This window comes from Rhizobium sp. K33, from assembly GCF_056501445.1.
Genome location: NZ_CP096478.1, coordinates 175,474 through 193,575, shown reverse-complemented (window position 1 = coordinate 193,575; position 18,102 = coordinate 175,474). Strand labels below are relative to the sequence as shown.

Genomic DNA, 18,102 nt, shown 5'->3' with positions numbered 1-18,102 from the left:
GAGTTTCGGGGGCGGGACGTGCAGTCAATGGTATCGGGTTTATTCAAGCTCGCGCTGGCATCCTTGCTGGCGGGGAGCCTGTTGTCCCTCTTCGGGATCACGCCGAGAGCCGTGCTCGACAGCATGGGCATGACCGCGGAAGACCTGCAGAACGGGATTGTCGCCTGCTTTGCCTGGGCGGCCCCGCGCATGCTGATGGGCGCAGTGGTCATCCTGCCGGTCTGGCTGGTCGCCTATCTGCTGATGCCGCCCCGGGGATAACCGGGGCAGCCCTTGCAGATGTCATGCCATGGCGCCGCGGGCCGCGACGTGCTCGTCGCGCTGCCGCTGCAGTTCCCTCTGCTTGGTGCCGATCGAGGCGATGATCACGCCGATCGTGACGATCCCGATCAGGATGGTGCAGATGGCGTTGATTTCAGGCGTCACACCCAGACGAACCTGCGAGTAGATCTTGATCGGCAGGGTCGTGGCACCGGGGCCGGTGGTGAAGCTTGCGATGACCAGATCGTCGAGCGACAGGGTGAAGGCAAGCATCCAGCCGGAGATGACGGCCGGCAGAATCAGCGGCAGGGTGACCTTGAAGAAGGTCTTGACCGGCGGGCAGCCAAGATCCTGGGCTGCCTCTTCCAGGCTCATGTCGAAGGTCAAGAGGCGCGACTGCACGACGATCGCCACGTAGCACATGGTGAAGGTCGTATGGGCGATCACCACCGTCATCAGGCCGCGATCGACACCGATGGCGACGAAGAGCAGGAGCAGCGACAGGCCGGTGATGACCTCCGGCATGACGAGCGGCGCATAGACCATGCCGGAGAAGAGCAGCCGACCGCGAAAGCGGGTGAAGCGGACCAGGGTGAGCGCGGCGAGCGTGCCGAGCACGGTGCCGAGCGTGGCACTCAGAAGCCCGACCTGCAGTGTGACCCAGGCGGCGCTCATCAGGCCGTCATTGCGCCACATCTCGCCATACCACTTCAGCGAAAAGCCGCCCCAGACCGTCACCAGCTTCGACTCGTTGAAGGAGTAGATCACCAGGATCAGGATCGGGATGTAGAGGAAGGCGAAGCCGAGCGTGAGGATGGTGGCGTCGAATTTTCCAGGTTTCATCGGACCGCCCTCACGCTTTCTGCTGCTGGTTCTGGAAGATCGCGATGGGCACGACCAGAATGAGGAGCAGCAATACGGCCACGGCGGAGGCGAGCGGCCAGTCGCGGTTGCCGAAGAATTCGGTCCAGAGCGTCTTGCCGATCATCAGCGTATCGGCGCCGCCGAGCAGATCCGGAATGACGAACTCGCCGGTGATCGGGATGAAGCAGATCATCGAGCCGGCGATGACGCCCGGGATTGAGAGCGGGAAGGTGATCTTCCAGAAGGCTTTCCAAGGCGGGCAGCCGAGGTCGCTTGCAGCTTCGAGCAGCGTGCCGTCCATCTTCTCGAGCGCCGAATAAAGCGGCAGCACCATGAAGGGCAGATAGGAATACACAATGCCGATGAAGACTGCGATCTCGGTGCGGAAGATCTGCACCTGAGTGCTCTCATCCATCAGGCCGACGGACTGTAGCAGCACCGTCAGCAGCCCCTCCGGCTTCAGGATGCCGATCCAGGCGTAGACGCGGATCAGGAAGGAGGTCCAGAAGGGCAGGATGACCAGCATGACCAGGGTCGGACGGATGCTGACCGAAGCGCGCGCCATGGCAAGCGCCATGGGATAACCGATCAGCAAGAGCAGGAAGGTCGAGATCAACGCGATCCGCAATGACGAGAGGTAGGCGTTGACGTAGAGCGGGTCCTCGGTGAGGAAGACGTAGTTCTCGAAATCCAGCTGGCTGATGAAGTCGCCGATCGCCGAGAAGCCTTCCAGCACCGGCGTATAGGGCGGCATGGCGATCGCCGTGTCGGACAGCGAGATCTTCACGATGATCAGGAAGGGCGTCAGGAAGAAAAGCGCCATCCACAGATAGGGGACGAGAACGACCAGCCAGCGCGCTGGATTTGGCTTCGAGAGGGCGACGGTATCGGCCATTCTACCCTCCTCAGCGTGTCAGAACGAGGCCGGCATCGGCCGGCCAGGACAACCAGACCATGTCGCCAAAGGTGATGGGACGATCGACAAGGCGGGCGACATTGGCCTGGGCTGCGCGGAACATGCGGCCGTCGTCCAGACGCACGATGAAGACCGAGAAGTCGCCGAGATAGCCGATATCCCACACCTCGCCATGCAGTGCATTGGCGGCTGCACTCTCCGGCTGGGAGGTGGAGATGCGGACCTTTTCAGGCCGGATGGCGAAAGCGACGCTGTCGCCCTTGCTGGCTTCGCAGGCTTGCTCCACGGCAATCTTCAGGCCGTCGCTGTCGATGCGGACAAGATCTTCGCTGCCGTTGCTTTCCTTGGATTCGACCCTGGCTTCGAGAATGTTGATGTCGCCAATGAAGTCGGCAACGTAACGGGAATTCGGCGCCTCGTAGATCTCTGCCGGCGTTGCCACCTGCACAAGGATGCCCTTGTCCATGACGGCGATGCGGTCCGAAACGGTCATCGCCTCTTCCTGGTCATGGGTGACGATCAGGAAGGTCAGGCCAAGCTTGGTCTGGATGTCCATGAGCTCGAACTGGGTCTCTTCGCGCAGCTTGCGGTCGAGTGCGCCGAGCGGCTCGTCGAGCAGCAGCACTTTGGGACGCTTGGCGAGCGAGCGGGCCAGTGCCACGCGCTGGCGCTGGCCGCCGGAGAGCTGGTTCGGCTTGCGCTTGGCGAACTGCTCGAGCTTGACGAGCTTCAGCATTTCCTGAACGCGCGCGTCGATCTCCGCCTTGGGCAGATTGTCCTGCTCGAGGCCGAAGGCGATGTTCTTTTCGACCGTCATATGCGGAAAGAGCGCATAGGACTGGAACATCATGTTGGTCGGCCGCTTGTAGGGCGGCACGCCGGAGAGGTCCTGCCCCTGCAACAGGATGCGCCCCGAGGTCGGCTGTTCGAAGCCCGCCAGCATGCGCATCAAGGTGGTCTTGCCGCATCCGGACGGACCGAGCAGCGAGAAGAATTCACGCTCGTATATGTCGAGGCTCAAATTATCGACCGCGACGAAATCGCCGAAGCGCTTCGTGACGTTTTCGAAGCGGATGAATGGAACGGCATCCGGATCGGTCCAAGGAGAGAATTTACGCTTAACAGGCCCCAGTGTCTTCGCCATTACCAACCCAGCCGTTTTTATCGTTGCCCCTATCCATAAGAAATTCGCCGGGCGTTTATGGCGCCCGGCGAATGGTCGTTTTCATCAGCTACCGGTCTTGATCTGCGTCCAGACCCGGTTCAGCACGCGTTGTTCGCGTGGGCCGTAAGGCGAGATGGTAAAGAGCTTGGCCATGACGTCTTCCGGCGGGTAGACGGCCGGGTTGTCCTTGACCTCAGCGTCGAGCAGATCCTTCGAGGCCAGATTGCCGTTGGCGTACTGAACATAGTTCGATGCCTTGGCGATGACGTCGGGACGCATCAGGAAGTTGATGAATTCGTGGGCTTCCTCGACATTCTTGGCATCCGCCGGGATCGCCATGTTGTCGAACCACATGTAGGTGCCTTCCTTCGGGATCACGTAGTTGATCTCGACACCGTTGTTGGCTTCTTCGGCGCGCGCCTTGGCCTGGAGGATGTCGCCCGACCAGCCGATCGTCATGCAGATGTCGCCATTGGCGAGGTCATCGATATAGGCGGAGGAGTTGAAGGTGCGGACCGACGGACGGATCTTCATGTAGACATCGCCGCCGGCTTCGAGATCCGCGGTTTCCTTGCTGTCCGGATCCTTGCCGATGTAGTTCATCGCAATCGCGAAGGTCTCGTCGGAGGCGTCGAGGATGTTGATGCCGCAGGACTTCAGCTTTTCAGCGTTTTCCGGCTTGAAGATCGCATCCCAGCTGTCGACGGTGAAGTCTGCACCGAGCGCTTCCTTGACCTTGGCGACATTGTAACCGATGCCGGTGGTGCCCCACATGTAGTTGACGGCATATTCATTGCCGGGGTCGTATTTGGCCAGACGCTCCGAGACCATAGGCCAGAGGTTTGACAGGTTCGGAAGCTTGGACTTGTCCAGCTTCTGGAAGACGCCGGCCTGGATCTGGCGCGCCAGGAAGGGCGCGGTCGGGACCACGACGTCGTAACCGGAGCCGCCGGCCAGCAGTTTCGTTTCGAGAAGCTCGTTTGAATCGAAGACGTCATAGACAACCTTGATGCCGGTTTCCTTGGTGAAGTCTTCGAGAACCGACTCGTCGATATAGTCCGACCAGTTGTAGACGTTGACGACGCGTTCCTGCGCCTGGACAGCCGATGCGATGAAGATCGTCGCCAGGGCCACTGACGCCGTACGAATGAAATGAGCCTTCATTTTTTCTCCTGTTCCAGCCTGAGGGAGCGGTGAGCTCCCCGTGCCATTCCCGTTATTTTTTAAGAGACTAGAAAGGAATTGGACGGGCGACAAGCAAAAATCTTCGCAGTCGCGAATGCTTTATCAGGGGATGATCATACTCACTGGAAATCGAAGGCGGAGAGTCCGGTGACCATTTCATCGAGGCCGAGCGGGCGCGTGAGCGGCGGTTCGGCGCGGGCAAGACAGCCCGATCTCTCGCACAGGCGACAGGCCGGACCGATCGCGACCGCCGGCATGGACCGATCCGGCAGGGCTGCCGCATAGGCGACGTCGTCGCGGCTTGCGGCATCGCAGCCGACCAGCAGCGCGGTGCGGCGGATACGCTCGCCGAAGCCGGCCTGCGGCCCCTCGAGCGTTCGCGACATCGTCAGGAAGGCGCTGCCATCCGGCATCTCGACCTGCTCGACCAGCACCTGCCCCGGCTGGGCGAAGGCGGCGTGGATATTGAGCTTGGGACAGCCGCCGCCAAACTTCGCCTGCGGGAAGCCCGTTGCACCGGCGCGGCGGAAGCGGTTCCCGGCATTGTCGATCTCCATCATGAAGAAGGGCACACCCACCGCGCCCGGCCGCTGCAGCATCGTCAGGCGGTTTGCCGCCTGCTCGTAGGAGACATTGAAGCGGGCGCGCAGCACGTCGATGTCGTAGCGGGCACGGATGGCGGCCGAGAGGAAGGCGCCATAGGGCATCATCAGCGCATGGGCCGCATAGCGGGCCAGCTCGAAGCGGGCGATGCGGCGCGCCTCTCCGGAGGAAAGCTCCAGCGCCTCGAGTTCGGCCTGGACATGTTCGCCGAGTGCCAGCAACACGACTTCCATGGCCACTTCCCGCAGCTGGTCGAAAGGCGAGAGACGCTCGGAGAGAAAGAGACGCATGGAGTGGCGGTCGTAGCGTCGACGCAAGGACGGCATGGTCTGCACGGGCAAAGCCCGCACGACGATACCGTGGGTGGACCGAAGCCAGGCTTTCAGCGCGACGGCGAGATCGTCCCCCGGCGAAAGGTTGAGTGTGGCGTGGAAGGCTTCGGCGGCCTCATCGAGCCTTGCGAAATAGTTGGGCCGGCGCTCGAAGACTTCGCGCACCTCATCGATGGGAAGCTTCGCCCCGGACAGAGATGTCTCATGGCCTTCCCGGGCGAGCAAATCGGCAAGATCCGACAGACGCGCCGCCTGCTCCTTGTAGGCGCGATAGAGCTTGACGATGCCGCTTGCAGCATTGGGCGCAGCTTCCGCCACTTCGATCAACTCCTGGTCACCCGGCAATTCGCCCGACAGGAGAGGATCGGCAAAGACCTCGCGCAGCTGACTGGTCGAGCCACCGGCCTCCCCCTGCAATTCGTCGAGATCGACCTTGTAGACCGAAGCGAGCTTCAGGAGGAGCTGGACCGTCAGCGGCCGCTGATTGCGTTCGATGAGGTTGAGATAGGACGGCGAGATTTCCAGAGCCTCTGCCATCGCCGTCTGGGTCAGCCCGAGCCCATTGCGGATGCGGCGGACACGGGGGCCCGCGAAAATCTTGCGCTCTGCCATTTTACAGCTCCTTTACAAGATCCTACAGCCGGATGACCGTGTCTAGATTTGACTATTTTTACAACTTTACACGCCCCTCTTGTCAAAGACAAGACAGCATAACCTCTTTCATCCCCTTGTTTTATCGAATTTTCTGGCCGTCTTTTGCGTTGCGGTGTAAATCTAGTCACATCAGAAGCGGTCAAGGCAACCGACTTGGCCCGCGCCTAGCAGTGACAGGGAGACACATCATGACTGAATTTTACAATCTTGTTCCGAATGCCCCCAAGGGCCGCTATGACGGCATCGACCGCCCCTACACTGTCGCTGACGTCCAGCGCCTGCGCGGTTCGGTCGAGATCAAGTATACGCTTGCCGAAATGGGCGCCAACCGCCTGTGGAAGCTGATCAACGAAGAGCCCTTCGTCAACGCGCTCGGCGCGCTCTCCGGCAACCAGGCCATGCAGATGGTCCGCGCCGGCCTGAAGGCCATCTATCTCTCCGGCTGGCAGGTTGCCGCCGATGCCAACACGGCTTCCGCCATGTATCCGGACCAGTCGCTCTATCCGGCCAATGCCGCACCGGAGCTTGCCAAGCGCATCAACCGCACACTGCAGCGCGCTGACCAGATCGAGACGCAGGAAGGCAAGGGCCTGTCGGTCGACACCTGGTTCGCACCGATCGTTGCTGATGCAGAAGCCGGCTTCGGCGGACCGCTGAACGCCTTCGAAATCATGAAGGCCTTCATCGAAGCCGGTGCTGCAGGCGTCCACTTCGAAGATCAGCTGGCGTCTGAAAAGAAATGCGGCCATCTCGGCGGCAAGGTTCTGATCCCGACGGCAGCCCATATCCGCAACCTGACGGCTGCCCGTCTGGCTGCCGACATCATGGGCGTTCCGACGCTGATCGTTGCCCGCACCGATGCAGAAGCAGCGAAGCTTCTCACCTCCGACATCGACGAACGCGATCAGCCCTTCGTCGATTACGATGCAGGCCGCACGGCGGAAGGCTTCTATCAGGTGAAGAACGGCATCGAGCCCTGCATTGCCCGCGCCATCGCCTATGCGCCTTACTGCGACATGATCTGGATGGAGACCGGCAAGCCGGATCTTGAACAGGCCCGTAAGTTCGCCGAAGCCGTGCACAAGGTCCATCCGGGCAAGAAGCTCGCCTACAACTGCTCGCCGTCGTTCAACTGGAAGAAGAACCTCGACGACGCGACGATTGCCAAGTTCCAGAAGGAGCTCGGCGCGATGGGCTACAAGTTCCAGTTCATCACGCTTGCCGGTTTCCACCAGCTGAACTTCGGCATGTTCGAACTGGCCCGCGGCTACAAGGATCGTCAGATGGCGGCCTATTCGGAGCTGCAGGAGGCGGAATTCGCAGCCGAGGTCAACGGCTACACGGCGACCAAGCACCAGCGCGAAGTCGGCACAGGTTACTTCGACGCCGTTTCGCTTGCCATCACCGCCGGCCAGTCCTCGACGACCGCGATGAAAGAATCGACCGAAACCGAGCAGTTCAAGCCGGCGGCCGAATGACCTGGGCGATAGCCCCTCACCCTACCCTCTCCCCGCAAGCGGGGAGAGGGAGCCCGGAGACCGACGCATCGTAGTGCGTCTTCTCCCCGCTTGCGGGGAGAAGGTGGCGGCAGCCGGATGAGGGGCCGAGCTTCACGAGATCAACAGTTCAAGAACCCCCAACACCAAGAGGAGAAATGCCATGACACCCCAGACCCGAGTCAAGGAACGTGCCGAAGAACAGTCGTCGGCCATGAGCACCGATCAGCAGGCGATGATCCGCATGCTGGCCAATGACCTGCACCGTCTCAACCATTCGATCATGAAGGCCGTCGATGCCGGCGTTTCGGTCGAACTCGTTCGCTCCGCCCGCCATCACGGTGGCGACGGCAACTGGGGTGATCTCCTGATCCCCGTCATCGTGACCCAAGGCAACCACCAGGCCGCCTGAGCCACAGACAATCCCCCGTCCGGCACCTGACCTCCGGATCGGTTCCCGCACGATGATCGCCTCCGGGGAGGAGTTTGATCGTCGTGCGGGTTTTTCGTTTTGGTGCAGCCCACCGCAACACCGCCGACGCGCTTTGGCTGGACGAGGTCTAGCCGCTGGTGCTCGGACGTTTGCCGGCGAGAATATCCCGGTGAGACTTCAGCAGCTTTGACAGCCGGTCGGCGACCGCGCGGATATCGCTGCGATGGCGGTCGTCATTGTTCATGACGATCCATTGGCGATGGCGCAATTCGGGAATCTCGTCCCCTACCCGTTCCAGCGTCGGGTCGAGATCGCCGACGAAACAGGGCAGTACCCCGACACCGGCGCCGGCTCTAATCAGATCTCTTAGCGAGCGCGGACGATTGACCGTGATAGCAACGCGATCGGCAGCCTGCTGGCGTGGCCAGCGCAGATAAGCGGAGACGGCATTCTCATCATCGACGGCGACCCAAGGCTCGGGGCCCATCCATTCCCTGTTGCGTGCCTTGTAGGCTGCATAGGCCACCTCGCCTGCCGGCATGGCGGCAAGGTTCGGCTCTTCGGGCTCGAAGGCACGGATGCCGATATCGGTCTCGCGATGCGAGAGGCGGGCGCGCTGTTCGGCAACGTTGAGATCGATGCGGAATTCGTCGCGGGCTGTGCGGATCAAGGCCATGTTCTGGCAAAGAAGCCAGGCGATCCAGGTTCCGAGGCTGATGCGCACCAGCGACTGGCCCACCGTGCCGCGTCGCCACTCCTCCACCCGCCGGCTTCCCGCCTCCAGCTCCACGAGATGCTCCAGCAACTGGCTGCCGTCGCTCGTCAGGCGGTAGCCGGTCTGGCTGCGCAGGAAGAGTTCGCGCCCGAGCGCCTGCTCGAGTTCGACCATGCGCCGACCGAGTGTCGCCGCACTCAGACCCGTGGTTTCCGCAGCGGCGGTCAGGCCGCCCTGCCGGGCGACCGCGAGAAATAGCTGATAGGCGTCCCAAGCTATGTCTTTCATGGATGAAAGACATAGCACGATCTTGATCGTTTTTACATCCAATAATGATGAATAGAAGGAAGGACGGCATCGAATACAGGAGATCCGTCATGCACGAAGTTTACGCAGCCATCGCAATCACGGCGCTCAAGCGACACGTTGGCCAGAAGGAGCATATGTCCGAGGACGCGTTTTATGCGCAGCACAGCGAGGCCCCATGGAGCAGATTCCGCCGCCTCGCAGATCGTTTGAAACGCGCAGTGCAGCGGAGACGAGAGGCACGCGGTGTCGCTGAAGCCCCTCCCGGCCATGCCTGCCGGCTGGCTGACGCCTGAAACGACAAAGCCCGGCGCAGATGGCCGGGCTTTTTCGTAGTTTTCAGGCTCCGTCAGGCTACGCGGCTGGCCGTATGCTGGCGATCGGCTTCGATGCGGAACTGCTGCAGGAGATCGCGCAGCGCATCCGTCTGGGCGGAGAGATCCTGGGTGGCGGCCGTGGCCTCTTCGACCATCGCGGCGTTCTGCTGCGTCATCTGATCCATGCGTCCAACGGCACCGTTGACCTCATGCAGGGCACCGGACTGTTCGCGGCTGGTCTCGGCGATCATCTCGATATGCTCGCTGATCGTGGCGATCTGGGTACCGATGCGAGACAGGACGGTGCCTGTCTGCTGAACATGGGTGGAGCCGCTGGCGACTTCTTCCGCCGACCGGTTGATGAGCGCCTTGATTTCCTTGGCGGCACCGGCCGAGCGTTGCGCAAGTTCGCGGACTTCCTGGGCGACCACGGCAAAGCCCTTGCCGGCCTCACCGGCACGAGCAGCCTCGACACCGGCATTCAGAGCCAGAAGGTTGGTCTGGAAGGCAATCTCGTCGATCACGCCGATGATGTTGGAAATCTGGGCCGAGGCCTCCTCGATGCGACCCATGGCCGAGATGGCGCTGCCAACGACGACTGCGGATTCATCCGCATTCTTCTTGGCTTCCCGGACGACGCCGTTCACCATTTCCGCACGCTCGGACGACGAGCGGACGGCTGCGGTGATCTCGTCGACGGCGGCGGCCGTCTCTTCCAGAGATGCGGCCTGCTGTTCGGTGCGGCGTGCGAGGTCGAGCGCCGATTGCGCCATCTGGCGACCGTTGTTCTGGATCTGGTCCACGTTGCCCGAGATCTGGTGCATCGTGTCGCGCAGGCGCGCCAGCGAGAGGTTGAAGTCGTTGCGGAGCTGTTCGAGACGGCCATGGAAGCGGCCCTCGATCTCGAACGAGATGTCGCCATTGGCGAGACGCTCCAGAGCCTGGGCCAGCTTGCCGACGGCATGTTCGATCTGCTGGTCGAGCGCCTGCTTTTCCTCATCGTTGCGGCGACGCTCGGCTTCGGCCTCCATCTGCTCGCGCTGACGCTCGGATTCGATCTCCAGCTTGGTGCGGGCATTGGTCTTGAAGACGGCGAGTGCCCGGGCCATGGCGCCGATTTCGTCGCCGCGCTTGTCACCGGCGATACCGGCTTCGAGGTCGCCCTCGGCCAGTCGCTGCATGGTGGCCGTGATGCGTGCGATCGGACGCTGCAGCGTCATGACGAGCGCGATACCGCCGATGACGGCGAGCGCGACGCCGGCAATCATGGTGCCGATCGAGAGGCGGTTCGCCTCCTGGCGTTCGGTACCGGCGACATCCTTTTGCAGATCTGCAAACGAGGTCAGCGATGCCCAGATCGCATCCATCGTGCGGCTGGCTTCATCGAAGCTTGCGATACGCTCGGCGCTCGTCTTCACGAGCGCTTCGGTGTCGGCCGTCAGCGATGCGAGAAGCGGGGTGATCGCGGCGGTCAGGCTGTCGTAGAAAGCCTTATCCGAGATGCTTCCGCCGAGAACGGCCAGATTGTCGCCGATCAGCTTGATCTGGCGCAGGATCGGCTCGCGTGTGGTGTCGTCCTTCACGTTGAGGAAGGTCGCGGTCATGATGCGCAGATCATAGACGTCAGCGATCAGGGTACGGCTTCCAACCAAGACGTCGGCCGCCTGGACGGCGCCGGTTTCGACGGCCGCGAATTTCTGTACCGACTCGGCATATTTCGTTGCGGCGCTTTCCGTCAGGACGGCCTGGAAACCGCGGAACTGCGCGAGGATGCTTCCCATCGCGCGCCCGGCCTCCATGCTGGTATCACCTGCGGCAATGATCTTCTTGATATCGTTGATCGCGGCCTGCAGCTCCTTGCCCATGCCCTTATGCTCAGCCGGAAGCGCGTTGGCGATCTTGCGCTGCGTCTTGACCAGCTCTGCCACCTGCGTCTGCAGATAGGGGAACTGAGCCTCCGGCAGGCCGGCGGAGAAATAGCCCTTGCTGACCTCGCCCAGCTGACGAGCCGCTGCAGACAGGCGGTCCGCCTCCTTCAGCGCGCTCTTTGCATCGTTCTCACCGCCGAGCACGGCGCGCTGCAGCTTCTGCGCTTCGTCGGAAACACGGATCTGCTGGGCCATCAGTCCCTTGAGGTGATCTTGGATCGCCGCGGCCAGCGCCACTTCGGATTCATGCAACTGCCAGAGCGTGTCGATCTTCTCGTTGACGGCACCGGTTCCAGCGATCGCCTCGTCGAGGAAGTTGCGGCCCGTGCCGTCAGTGCCGATCTCGGCGATGTTCTGGTTGAGCGTCGCCTGCTGGGTCGAGAGTTCCGAGACCACGGCGGTGCGGGTTTCCTCAGAGGTCTGATCGAGGAAGCGGGTCATGGCGGCGTTCACGTTTCGAAAGCCGTTCAAGGAGCGCATCGTGCCGTTGGAGATTTCCATGCGCTGCTGGAGGAGGCCCGATGCGTAAAGGCCCATCAGACCAACAGCGGTGATCGAAAGTACAAAGGGCAGCACGAAGGCCAGCACCTTGGTCGAAATCGAAAAGCGCGAAAGAATACGATCGATCAAATGACTTCCTCCAACAGAAGACGGTGCACGCTCGGTGTCTGCCGCCTCAAATGACGACTGCGCCGAAGGTCATCGCCACAGTCTGCACTCCACTCCATCGGAGAGGGTTGCAGCAAAAGTCTCAAGGTTGCGTTAAAGGCGAGAGCGGGGTCTCAAAGCGGGACAATCTGTCGAAGACGTGTCTGGTCTATAGCCGACAACGTCGCCGCGGCGGCTCGACCATGCGTGACGAAGGGTCGATCGGAGGCGACCGCCGTCATGATTTGACTTGAGGAGATTGCTTCAGCCGAGCAGGGCGAGCGCGGCAAGCGCACTGGCAGCATAGAAGCAGACGATGCTCAGATGACGAAGACGCGTGCGTTCCTCGTCCCGCGCACGGGTGGCGGCAATGGCGATGGCACGGGGCTTGCGGGTCTCAGGGCTCATGGGCGCGGTCCTTGATGCGGCCAGGGAAGGTCATGCCCTTGCGGGCCTCAGCCGGCCAGACCTCATGTCGCGATATCAGCGATATCACACCGGCATTCGAGCAGGATGACCGACGCATGTTAACAAGCTCTGAATTACCCGCCTAAGCTTGTCCGGAGCGTGAGCTTTTGTTCAGAGGGCCTCGCCGGCCGCATGGCCTGAGGCCCAGGCCCACTGGAAGTTATAGCCGCCAAGCCAGCCCGTGACATCGACGCATTCGCCGATGAAATAGAGGCCGGGCACGGTCTTGGCCTGCATGGAGCGGCTGTCGAGGGCATTCGTATCCACCCCACCCAGCGTGACCTCAGCCGTGCGATAGCCTTCCGAGCCTGCCGGCTTGATCGCCCAGCGGCGGATGCGCTCAGCCAGTGTGGCAAGTGCCTTGTCGGGCAGATCGGCGAGCGGACGTTCGAGCTTTGCGGTCTCCGCCAGATACTGGGCCAGACGCTTCGGCAGATGCTGGGCGAGCACGGTCTGGACCTGCTGGCGGCCATTTTCGCGCTTGGCCGTCTTCAGGTGTCCGAGGATATCGACGCCAGGCTCCAGCGAAAGCTGGATCTCGTCGCCTTCGCGCCAATAGCTCGAGATCTGCAGAATGGAGGGACCGGATAAGCCGCGATGGGTGAATAGTAACGCCTCATGGAAGCGGGTTTTGCCACAGGAGACATCGGCATCGACGGCAACGCCCGACAGTTCCGAGAGTTCGCCGAGCAGGTTGGGTTCGAGCGTCAGGGGCACAAGAGCCGGTCGTGTTTCCGTGACCGGCAGGCCGAACTGCTCGGCGATGCGATAGGCAAAGCCGGTCGCACCCATCTTCGGGATCGACTTGCCCCCGCAGGCCATCACCAGATTGTCTGCGAGGATCTGTCCTTCGCTGGTCGACAGGCGGAAACCGTCGACGCCCTTGGCGATGTCGGAGATCTCGCAGGACAGACGCAGATCAACCTGTACCGCCCGCATCTCTTCCAGAAGCATGCGGATGATGTCCTTCGCGCTGTCGTCGCAGAAGAGCTGGCCGAGGGTCTTTTCATGCCAGGCGATCTTGTGGCGGTCGACCATGGCGATGAAATCGGATGGCGAGTAGCGGGCGAGCGCCGACTTGGCGAAATGCGGGTTCTCGGAAATGTAGTTCTTCGGGCCGGCATGGATGTTGGTGAAGTTGCAGCGGCCGCCGCCGGAGATGCGGATCTTCTCGCCCGGCGCCTTGGCGTGGTCGAGCACGATCACCGACTTGCCCCGCCGGCCGGCAGTGAAAGCCGCCATCATGCCGGCGGCACCGGCTCCGATGATCGCGACGTCAAACTTCTTCGCCATAGGCCATTGCTCCCGGGAATCCGCCGTCTGTCTCGACAAACTTATGATCAAAGTCAACGCGTCCCGCTGGCCAAAGGGCAAAGTCTGGCTATGATGGACCGCATCAACAACCAACCGGTGAGACATGCCCGCGAAGAAATCCATGCTGAGACCCCAGAGCGCGCCCTCCAAAAAGGCGGTCATTCCGCCCGACCCCGGATCGAAGCGTGGAGTCTCGAACTGGAAGGAAGCGGCGACGTGGCTGAGAGCCCGCGGCATCGAGGACATCGAATGCATCACGCCCGACCTTGCCGGCGTTCCCCGCGGCAAGATGATGCCGTCGTCGAAGTTCACGTCGAACACCTCGCTGGCGCTTCCCTCGGCGCTCTACCGCCATACGATCTCCGGCGAATATCCCGATGAGACCGAGAACTTCCGCTACGAGCCGCGCGACAGCGACCTGAAGCTGGTGCCCGATCTTTCGACCCTTTCGGTCGTGCCGTGGGAAAGCGATCCGACGGCGCAGGTGATCTGCGACATCGTCAATGTCGATGGCCAGAATGTCTCGTACACACCGCGCAACGTGTTGAAGAACGTGCTCAGGCTATACGAGGAGAAGGGCTGGAAGCCGGTCGTCGCCCCGGAAATCGAGTTCTACCTCGTTGCGATGAACGACGACCCGGACTATCCGCTGCACCCGCCGAAGGGCCGTTCCGGCCGATCGATCGTCGGTGGCCAGGGGTATTCGATCGCCGGGATCAACGAGTTCGACGAGTTGATCGACGACATCTACCACTTCTCGGAAAAGCAGGGTCTGGAGATCGACACGCTGATCCATGAAGAGGGTCCGGCCCAGCTCGAGATCAACCTGCGTCACGGCAATCCAATCGAGCTTGCCGACCAGGTCTTCATGTTCAAGCGCACGATCCGCGAGGCGGCGCTGAAGCATGGGATCTATGCGACCTTCATGGCGAAACCGATGCAGGGCCAGCCGGGCTCGGCCATGCACATCCACCAGTCGGTGGTCGATATCAAGACGGGCAAGAACGTCTTTTCCAATCCTGATGGCTCGGCCTCGCCGGAGTTCTTCCACTTCATCGGCGGCATGCAGAAATACGTGCCGAGCTCGCTCGTCATGCTGGCGCCCTACGTGAACTCCTATCGCCGCCTGACACCCGACATGGCGGCACCGGTCAACAATGCCTGGGGCTACGACAACCGCACGACGGCCTTCCGTGTGCCGGTGTCGGATGCGGCCGCGCGGCGCGTCGAAAACCGCCTGCCGAGTTCGGATGCCAATCCCTATCTCGCGCTCGCGGCGTCGCTCGCCTGCGGCTATCTCGGGATCGTCAAGGAAATCGAGCCGACGGCTGCCGCCGAGGGATCCGAGAACGAGGGCTCGGTCGATCTGCCGCGCGGCCTGCTGGAAGCGGTTGCCCTGCTCGAGAGCGAGCCCGACTTCAACGAAGTCTTCGGCTCCGAATTCATCGGCATCTATGCCGGCGTCAAACGCGGGGAGTTCGAGACCTTCATGCAGGTGATCAGCCCGTGGGAACGCGAATTCCTCCTGCTCAACGTGTGAGGAACTCGCAGTCATGACATGGCAAAGCCCGATCGCGCCGGGGATCTCCTGGTATCAGGACAGTGTTGGCGAGCGCCCGGAATATCCTGGTCTCGACGGCTCCGTCACCGCTGACGTCGCCATCATCGGCGGCGGCTTTACCGGCCTGCAGGCCGCCTACAATCTCGCGCGTCTCGGCGTGTCCGTCGTTCTGATCGAGGGCAGCCGCTTCGGCGATGGCGCCTCCGGTCGCAATGGCGGACAGCTCGGCACCGGCCAGCGCGCCTGGCCGGGCGAGCTCGAGGCGGAGCTTGGCTTCGAACGCTCCAAGGCGCTGTTCGACATGGCGGAAAACGCCAAGCGCTACCTCATCGACTTCGCCGAACAGCATGGCATCGACATCGAATACATGCCCGGCCAGTTGAACGTTGCGCACAAGCGGGGCTGGGAATCGGACTATCGACACGACGCGGAGATCATGGCGGTGCGTTACGGCTATCCGCATATCTCCTACATGGATCGCGAGGAGACCCATGAGCGGGTGGGATCCACCCGCTATCATTACGGCGTGCGTGACACCGGGACGGGGCATATCCATCCGCTGAAGCTGCTGGTCGGGCTTGCCCGCGTGGCGGCCGAAGCTGGCGCAAAGATCCACGAGATGACCCCGGCCAGCGCCATTCGCCAGGCGAGCGGAAAGACTTTCATCGACACGCCCAAGGGCACGATCACCGCGGACCGCGTGCTGATTGCGACAAATGCCTATATCGGCAATCTGGAGCCCGTGACGGCGTCACATGTCATGCCGATCCGGTCGTTCATCGGCGCAACCGTGCCGCTGACCAAGTTTCCGCAGGTGCTGCGCGGTTCGGAGGCCGTTGCCGACAGCCGCTTCGTGGTGCGCTACTTTCGCAAGAGCCGCGACGGGCGGCTGCTGTTTGGCGGGCGGGAGGCTTACACGGCCGACAGTCCGCGGGATATCTCCAGCCACATCCGCCGGCAGATTGCCGAGATCTATCCGGATCTTAAGGACATCGAGATCACCCATGGCTGGGGCGGTTCGGTCGGGATCACGCTGCCGCGCAAACCGTTTGCCCGGGATGTCATGCCCGGCGTCACGTCGCTTGCCGGCTATTCCGGACACGGCGTCATGCTATCGAACTATTCCGGCAAGATGTATGCCGACACGGTGGCGGGCAATGCGCGGGAACTCGACGTCCTGAAGGAGCTGAAGATCCCGCCCTTTCCCGGCGGGGCCAGCCTTCGCAAGCCGCTGCTGTTCCTGGCGCTCACCTGGTACGCGCTGCGCGACCGATTCTGAGCCGAAAGTGCACCCGCCGACCGCAGATCGCACAAGATCCCGGCGGGTGTGTTGGATTGTCGCAGAACACGGTTTGTTCATCCTCTCTGCGACGTCCCACGACAAAAACCACCCTATCGGGGTGGCTTTTTTAAATCGATTAGATTAGAACCTGTCCAACGAATTTGCCGAACGAGAGATGCGCATGAGCAGCCAGATCATCCCCGTTGAACCCTTTGACTACGTCGTCTTCGGCGGCACCGGCGACTTGGCCGAGCGCAAGCTTTTGCCGGCGTTGTTTCACCGCCAGCTGGCCGGCCAGCTGACCGAGCCGACACGCATTATCGGTGCCTCGCGTACAGCGATGACGCATGAGGAATATCGCAAGTTCACGCTCGATGCGCTTCATGAGCATCTGAAGGCAGAGGAACTCGAAGAGGCGGAAGTTGCGAAGTTCCTCGCCCGCGTCTTCTACGTCTCCGTCGATGCGAAGTCCGACCAGGGTTGGGAAGATCTGAAGAAGCTGCTCGATCAGGGCAAGGATATCGTCCGGGCCTTCTATCTCGCCGTTTCGCCGTCGATCTTCGGTGACATCGCCGACAAGATCCGCGATCACAAGCTGATCACCAAGTCGACCCGCATCGTCGTGGAAAAGCCGATCGGCCGCGACCTCGCCTCGGCGCAGATCCTCAATGACACGATCGGCAAGGTGTTCAAGGAAGACCAGATCTTCCGTATCGACCACTATCTCGGCAAGGAGACGGTGCAGAACCTGATGGCGCTGCGCTTTGCCAATGCACTCTACGAGCCGCTGTGGAATTCCGCCCATATCGACCATGTGCAGATCACGGTCGCCGAATCCGTCGGCCTCGAAGGCCGGGTAACCTATTACGACAAGGCCGGCGCCCTGCGTGACATGGTGCAGAACCACATCCTGCAGCTTCTCTGCCTTGTGGCCATGGAAGCCCCCTCCTCGCTGGACGCCGAAGCCGTGCGCGACGAGAAGCTGAAGGTGCTGCGCTCGCTGAAGCCGATCACACCGGCCAATGTCGAGAAGCAGACGGTGCGCGGCCAGTATCGCGCCGGCGCTTCTGCCGGTGGTGCGGTCAACGGCTATCAGGAAGAACTGGGCGCCGTGTCCGACACGGAAACCTTCGTGGCAATCAAGGCCGAGATCAACAACTGGCGCTGGGCGGGCGTGCCCTTCTACCTGCGCACCGGCAAGCGGCTCGCCACCCGCATGTCGGAGATCGTCATTGCCTTCAAGCCGATCCCGCACTCGATCTTCGGCGAAAATGCCGGACGCATCGAGGCCAACAAGCTGGTCATCCGTCTGCAGCCGGACGAAGGCGTGAAGCAGTGGCTGATGATCAAGGATCCGGGCCCGGGCGGCATGCGCCTGCGCCACGTGTCCCTCGACATGAGCTTCGCCCAGGCCTTCGACGTGCGCAATCCGGACGCCTATGAGCGCCTGCTGATGGACGTCATCCGCTCGAACCAGACGCTGTTCATGCGCCGCGACGAAGTCGAGGCCGCGTGGAACTGGTGCGATCCGATCCTGAAATCCTGGGAAGAGATCGGCCAGAAGGCGCAAGGCTATACCTCCGGCACATGGGGCCCGAGCCAGGCCATCGCGCTCATCGAGCGTGACGGCCGTACCTGGCACGAAAACGACTGA

The 18,102-nt window shown here is 62.0% G+C and carries 15 protein-coding genes; 6 read left to right on the top strand and 9 right to left on the bottom strand.

Features of this window, described 5'->3' with window-relative positions; all coding sequences use genetic code 11:
* The first annotated feature begins 27 nt into the window (after nucleotides 1-27).
* The gene (locus tag M1E12_RS00915) at nucleotides 28-261 is read left to right on the top strand and encodes a DUF6460 domain-containing protein (RefSeq protein ID WP_479563399.1); all 234 of its coding nucleotides are present in this window, start codon (nucleotides 28-30) and stop codon (nucleotides 259-261) included.
* 21 nt (nucleotides 262-282) lie between these two features.
* Here M1E12_RS00915 and M1E12_RS00910 read toward each other — a convergent pair whose 3' ends face one another.
* The 5 genes from M1E12_RS00910 to M1E12_RS00890 form a co-directional block, all read right to left on the bottom strand.
* Complete coding sequence (locus M1E12_RS00910; RefSeq protein WP_113459837.1) at nucleotides 283-1,104, bottom strand: ABC transporter permease; 822 nt, start codon at nucleotides 1,102-1,104, stop codon at nucleotides 283-285.
* A gap of 10 nt (nucleotides 1,105-1,114) precedes the next feature.
* Nucleotides 1,115-2,020, bottom strand: coding sequence for an ABC transporter permease subunit (locus M1E12_RS00905; protein WP_479563398.1), 906 nt, complete (start codon nucleotides 2,018-2,020; stop codon nucleotides 1,115-1,117).
* 10 nt (nucleotides 2,021-2,030) lie between these two features.
* Nucleotides 2,031-3,185, bottom strand: a complete 1,155-nt coding sequence (locus M1E12_RS00900) for an ABC transporter ATP-binding protein (RefSeq protein WP_479563397.1) — start codon at nucleotides 3,183-3,185, stop codon at nucleotides 2,031-2,033.
* An 84-nt stretch (nucleotides 3,186-3,269) separates the two neighbouring features.
* Nucleotides 3,270-4,370: a polyamine ABC transporter substrate-binding protein gene (locus M1E12_RS00895; RefSeq protein ID WP_113459840.1), complete on the bottom strand. Its 1,101-nt coding sequence runs from the start codon at nucleotides 4,368-4,370 to the stop codon at nucleotides 3,270-3,272.
* Nucleotides 4,371-4,510: 140 nt separating this feature from the next.
* On the bottom strand, nucleotides 4,511-5,938 hold the full coding sequence (locus M1E12_RS00890; RefSeq protein ID WP_479563396.1) for a helix-turn-helix domain-containing protein: 1,428 nt from the start codon (nucleotides 5,936-5,938) through the stop codon (nucleotides 4,511-4,513).
* Nucleotides 5,939-6,168: 230 nt separating this feature from the next.
* Between M1E12_RS00890 and aceA the strand changes: the two genes are divergently transcribed.
* Together aceA and M1E12_RS00880 are read left to right on the top strand one after the other, a co-directional pair.
* Complete coding sequence (gene aceA, locus M1E12_RS00885; RefSeq protein WP_479563395.1) at nucleotides 6,169-7,458, top strand: isocitrate lyase; 1,290 nt, start codon at nucleotides 6,169-6,171, stop codon at nucleotides 7,456-7,458.
* Between the two features lie 181 nt (nucleotides 7,459-7,639).
* The gene (locus tag M1E12_RS00880) at nucleotides 7,640-7,888 is read left to right on the top strand and encodes an SMc00767 family acetate metabolism repressor (RefSeq protein ID WP_054150807.1); all 249 of its coding nucleotides are present in this window, start codon (nucleotides 7,640-7,642) and stop codon (nucleotides 7,886-7,888) included.
* A gap of 148 nt (nucleotides 7,889-8,036) precedes the next feature.
* Here the strand turns inward: M1E12_RS00880 and M1E12_RS00875 are convergent, their stop codons facing one another.
* The 4 genes from M1E12_RS00875 to M1E12_RS00860 form a co-directional block, all read right to left on the bottom strand.
* Entirely contained in the window at nucleotides 8,037-8,912 is an 876-nt protein-coding gene (locus M1E12_RS00875) for a LysR family transcriptional regulator (RefSeq protein WP_479563394.1), read from the bottom strand.
* A gap of 367 nt (nucleotides 8,913-9,279) precedes the next feature.
* Nucleotides 9,280-11,805, bottom strand: a complete 2,526-nt coding sequence (locus tag M1E12_RS00870) for a methyl-accepting chemotaxis protein (protein WP_479563393.1) — start codon at nucleotides 11,803-11,805, stop codon at nucleotides 9,280-9,282.
* Between the two features lie 282 nt (nucleotides 11,806-12,087).
* Nucleotides 12,088-12,231, bottom strand: a complete 144-nt coding sequence (locus tag M1E12_RS00865; protein ID WP_479563392.1) for a hypothetical protein — start codon at nucleotides 12,229-12,231, stop codon at nucleotides 12,088-12,090.
* Nucleotides 12,232-12,402: 171 nt separating this feature from the next.
* The gene (locus tag M1E12_RS00860) at nucleotides 12,403-13,584 is read right to left on the bottom strand and encodes a BaiN/RdsA family NAD(P)/FAD-dependent oxidoreductase (RefSeq protein WP_479563391.1); all 1,182 of its coding nucleotides are present in this window, start codon (nucleotides 13,582-13,584) and stop codon (nucleotides 12,403-12,405) included.
* Between the two features lie 124 nt (nucleotides 13,585-13,708).
* Here M1E12_RS00860 and M1E12_RS00855 point away from each other — a divergent pair, with 124 nt between their 5' ends.
* The 3 genes from M1E12_RS00855 (at nucleotide 13,709) to zwf (ending at nucleotide 18,102) form a co-directional block, all read left to right on the top strand.
* Nucleotides 13,709-15,145 carry a glutamine synthetase family protein gene (locus M1E12_RS00855; RefSeq protein ID WP_113459847.1) on the top strand — a complete coding sequence of 479 codons (1,437 nt, stop codon included), beginning with the start codon at nucleotides 13,709-13,711 and terminating at the stop codon, nucleotides 15,143-15,145.
* A gap of 13 nt (nucleotides 15,146-15,158) precedes the next feature.
* Complete coding sequence (locus M1E12_RS00850; protein ID WP_479563390.1) at nucleotides 15,159-16,445, top strand: NAD(P)/FAD-dependent oxidoreductase; 1,287 nt, start codon at nucleotides 15,159-15,161, stop codon at nucleotides 16,443-16,445.
* Between the two features lie 184 nt (nucleotides 16,446-16,629).
* Complete coding sequence (gene zwf / locus M1E12_RS00845) at nucleotides 16,630-18,102, top strand: glucose-6-phosphate dehydrogenase (protein ID WP_310240454.1); 1,473 nt, start codon at nucleotides 16,630-16,632, stop codon at nucleotides 18,100-18,102.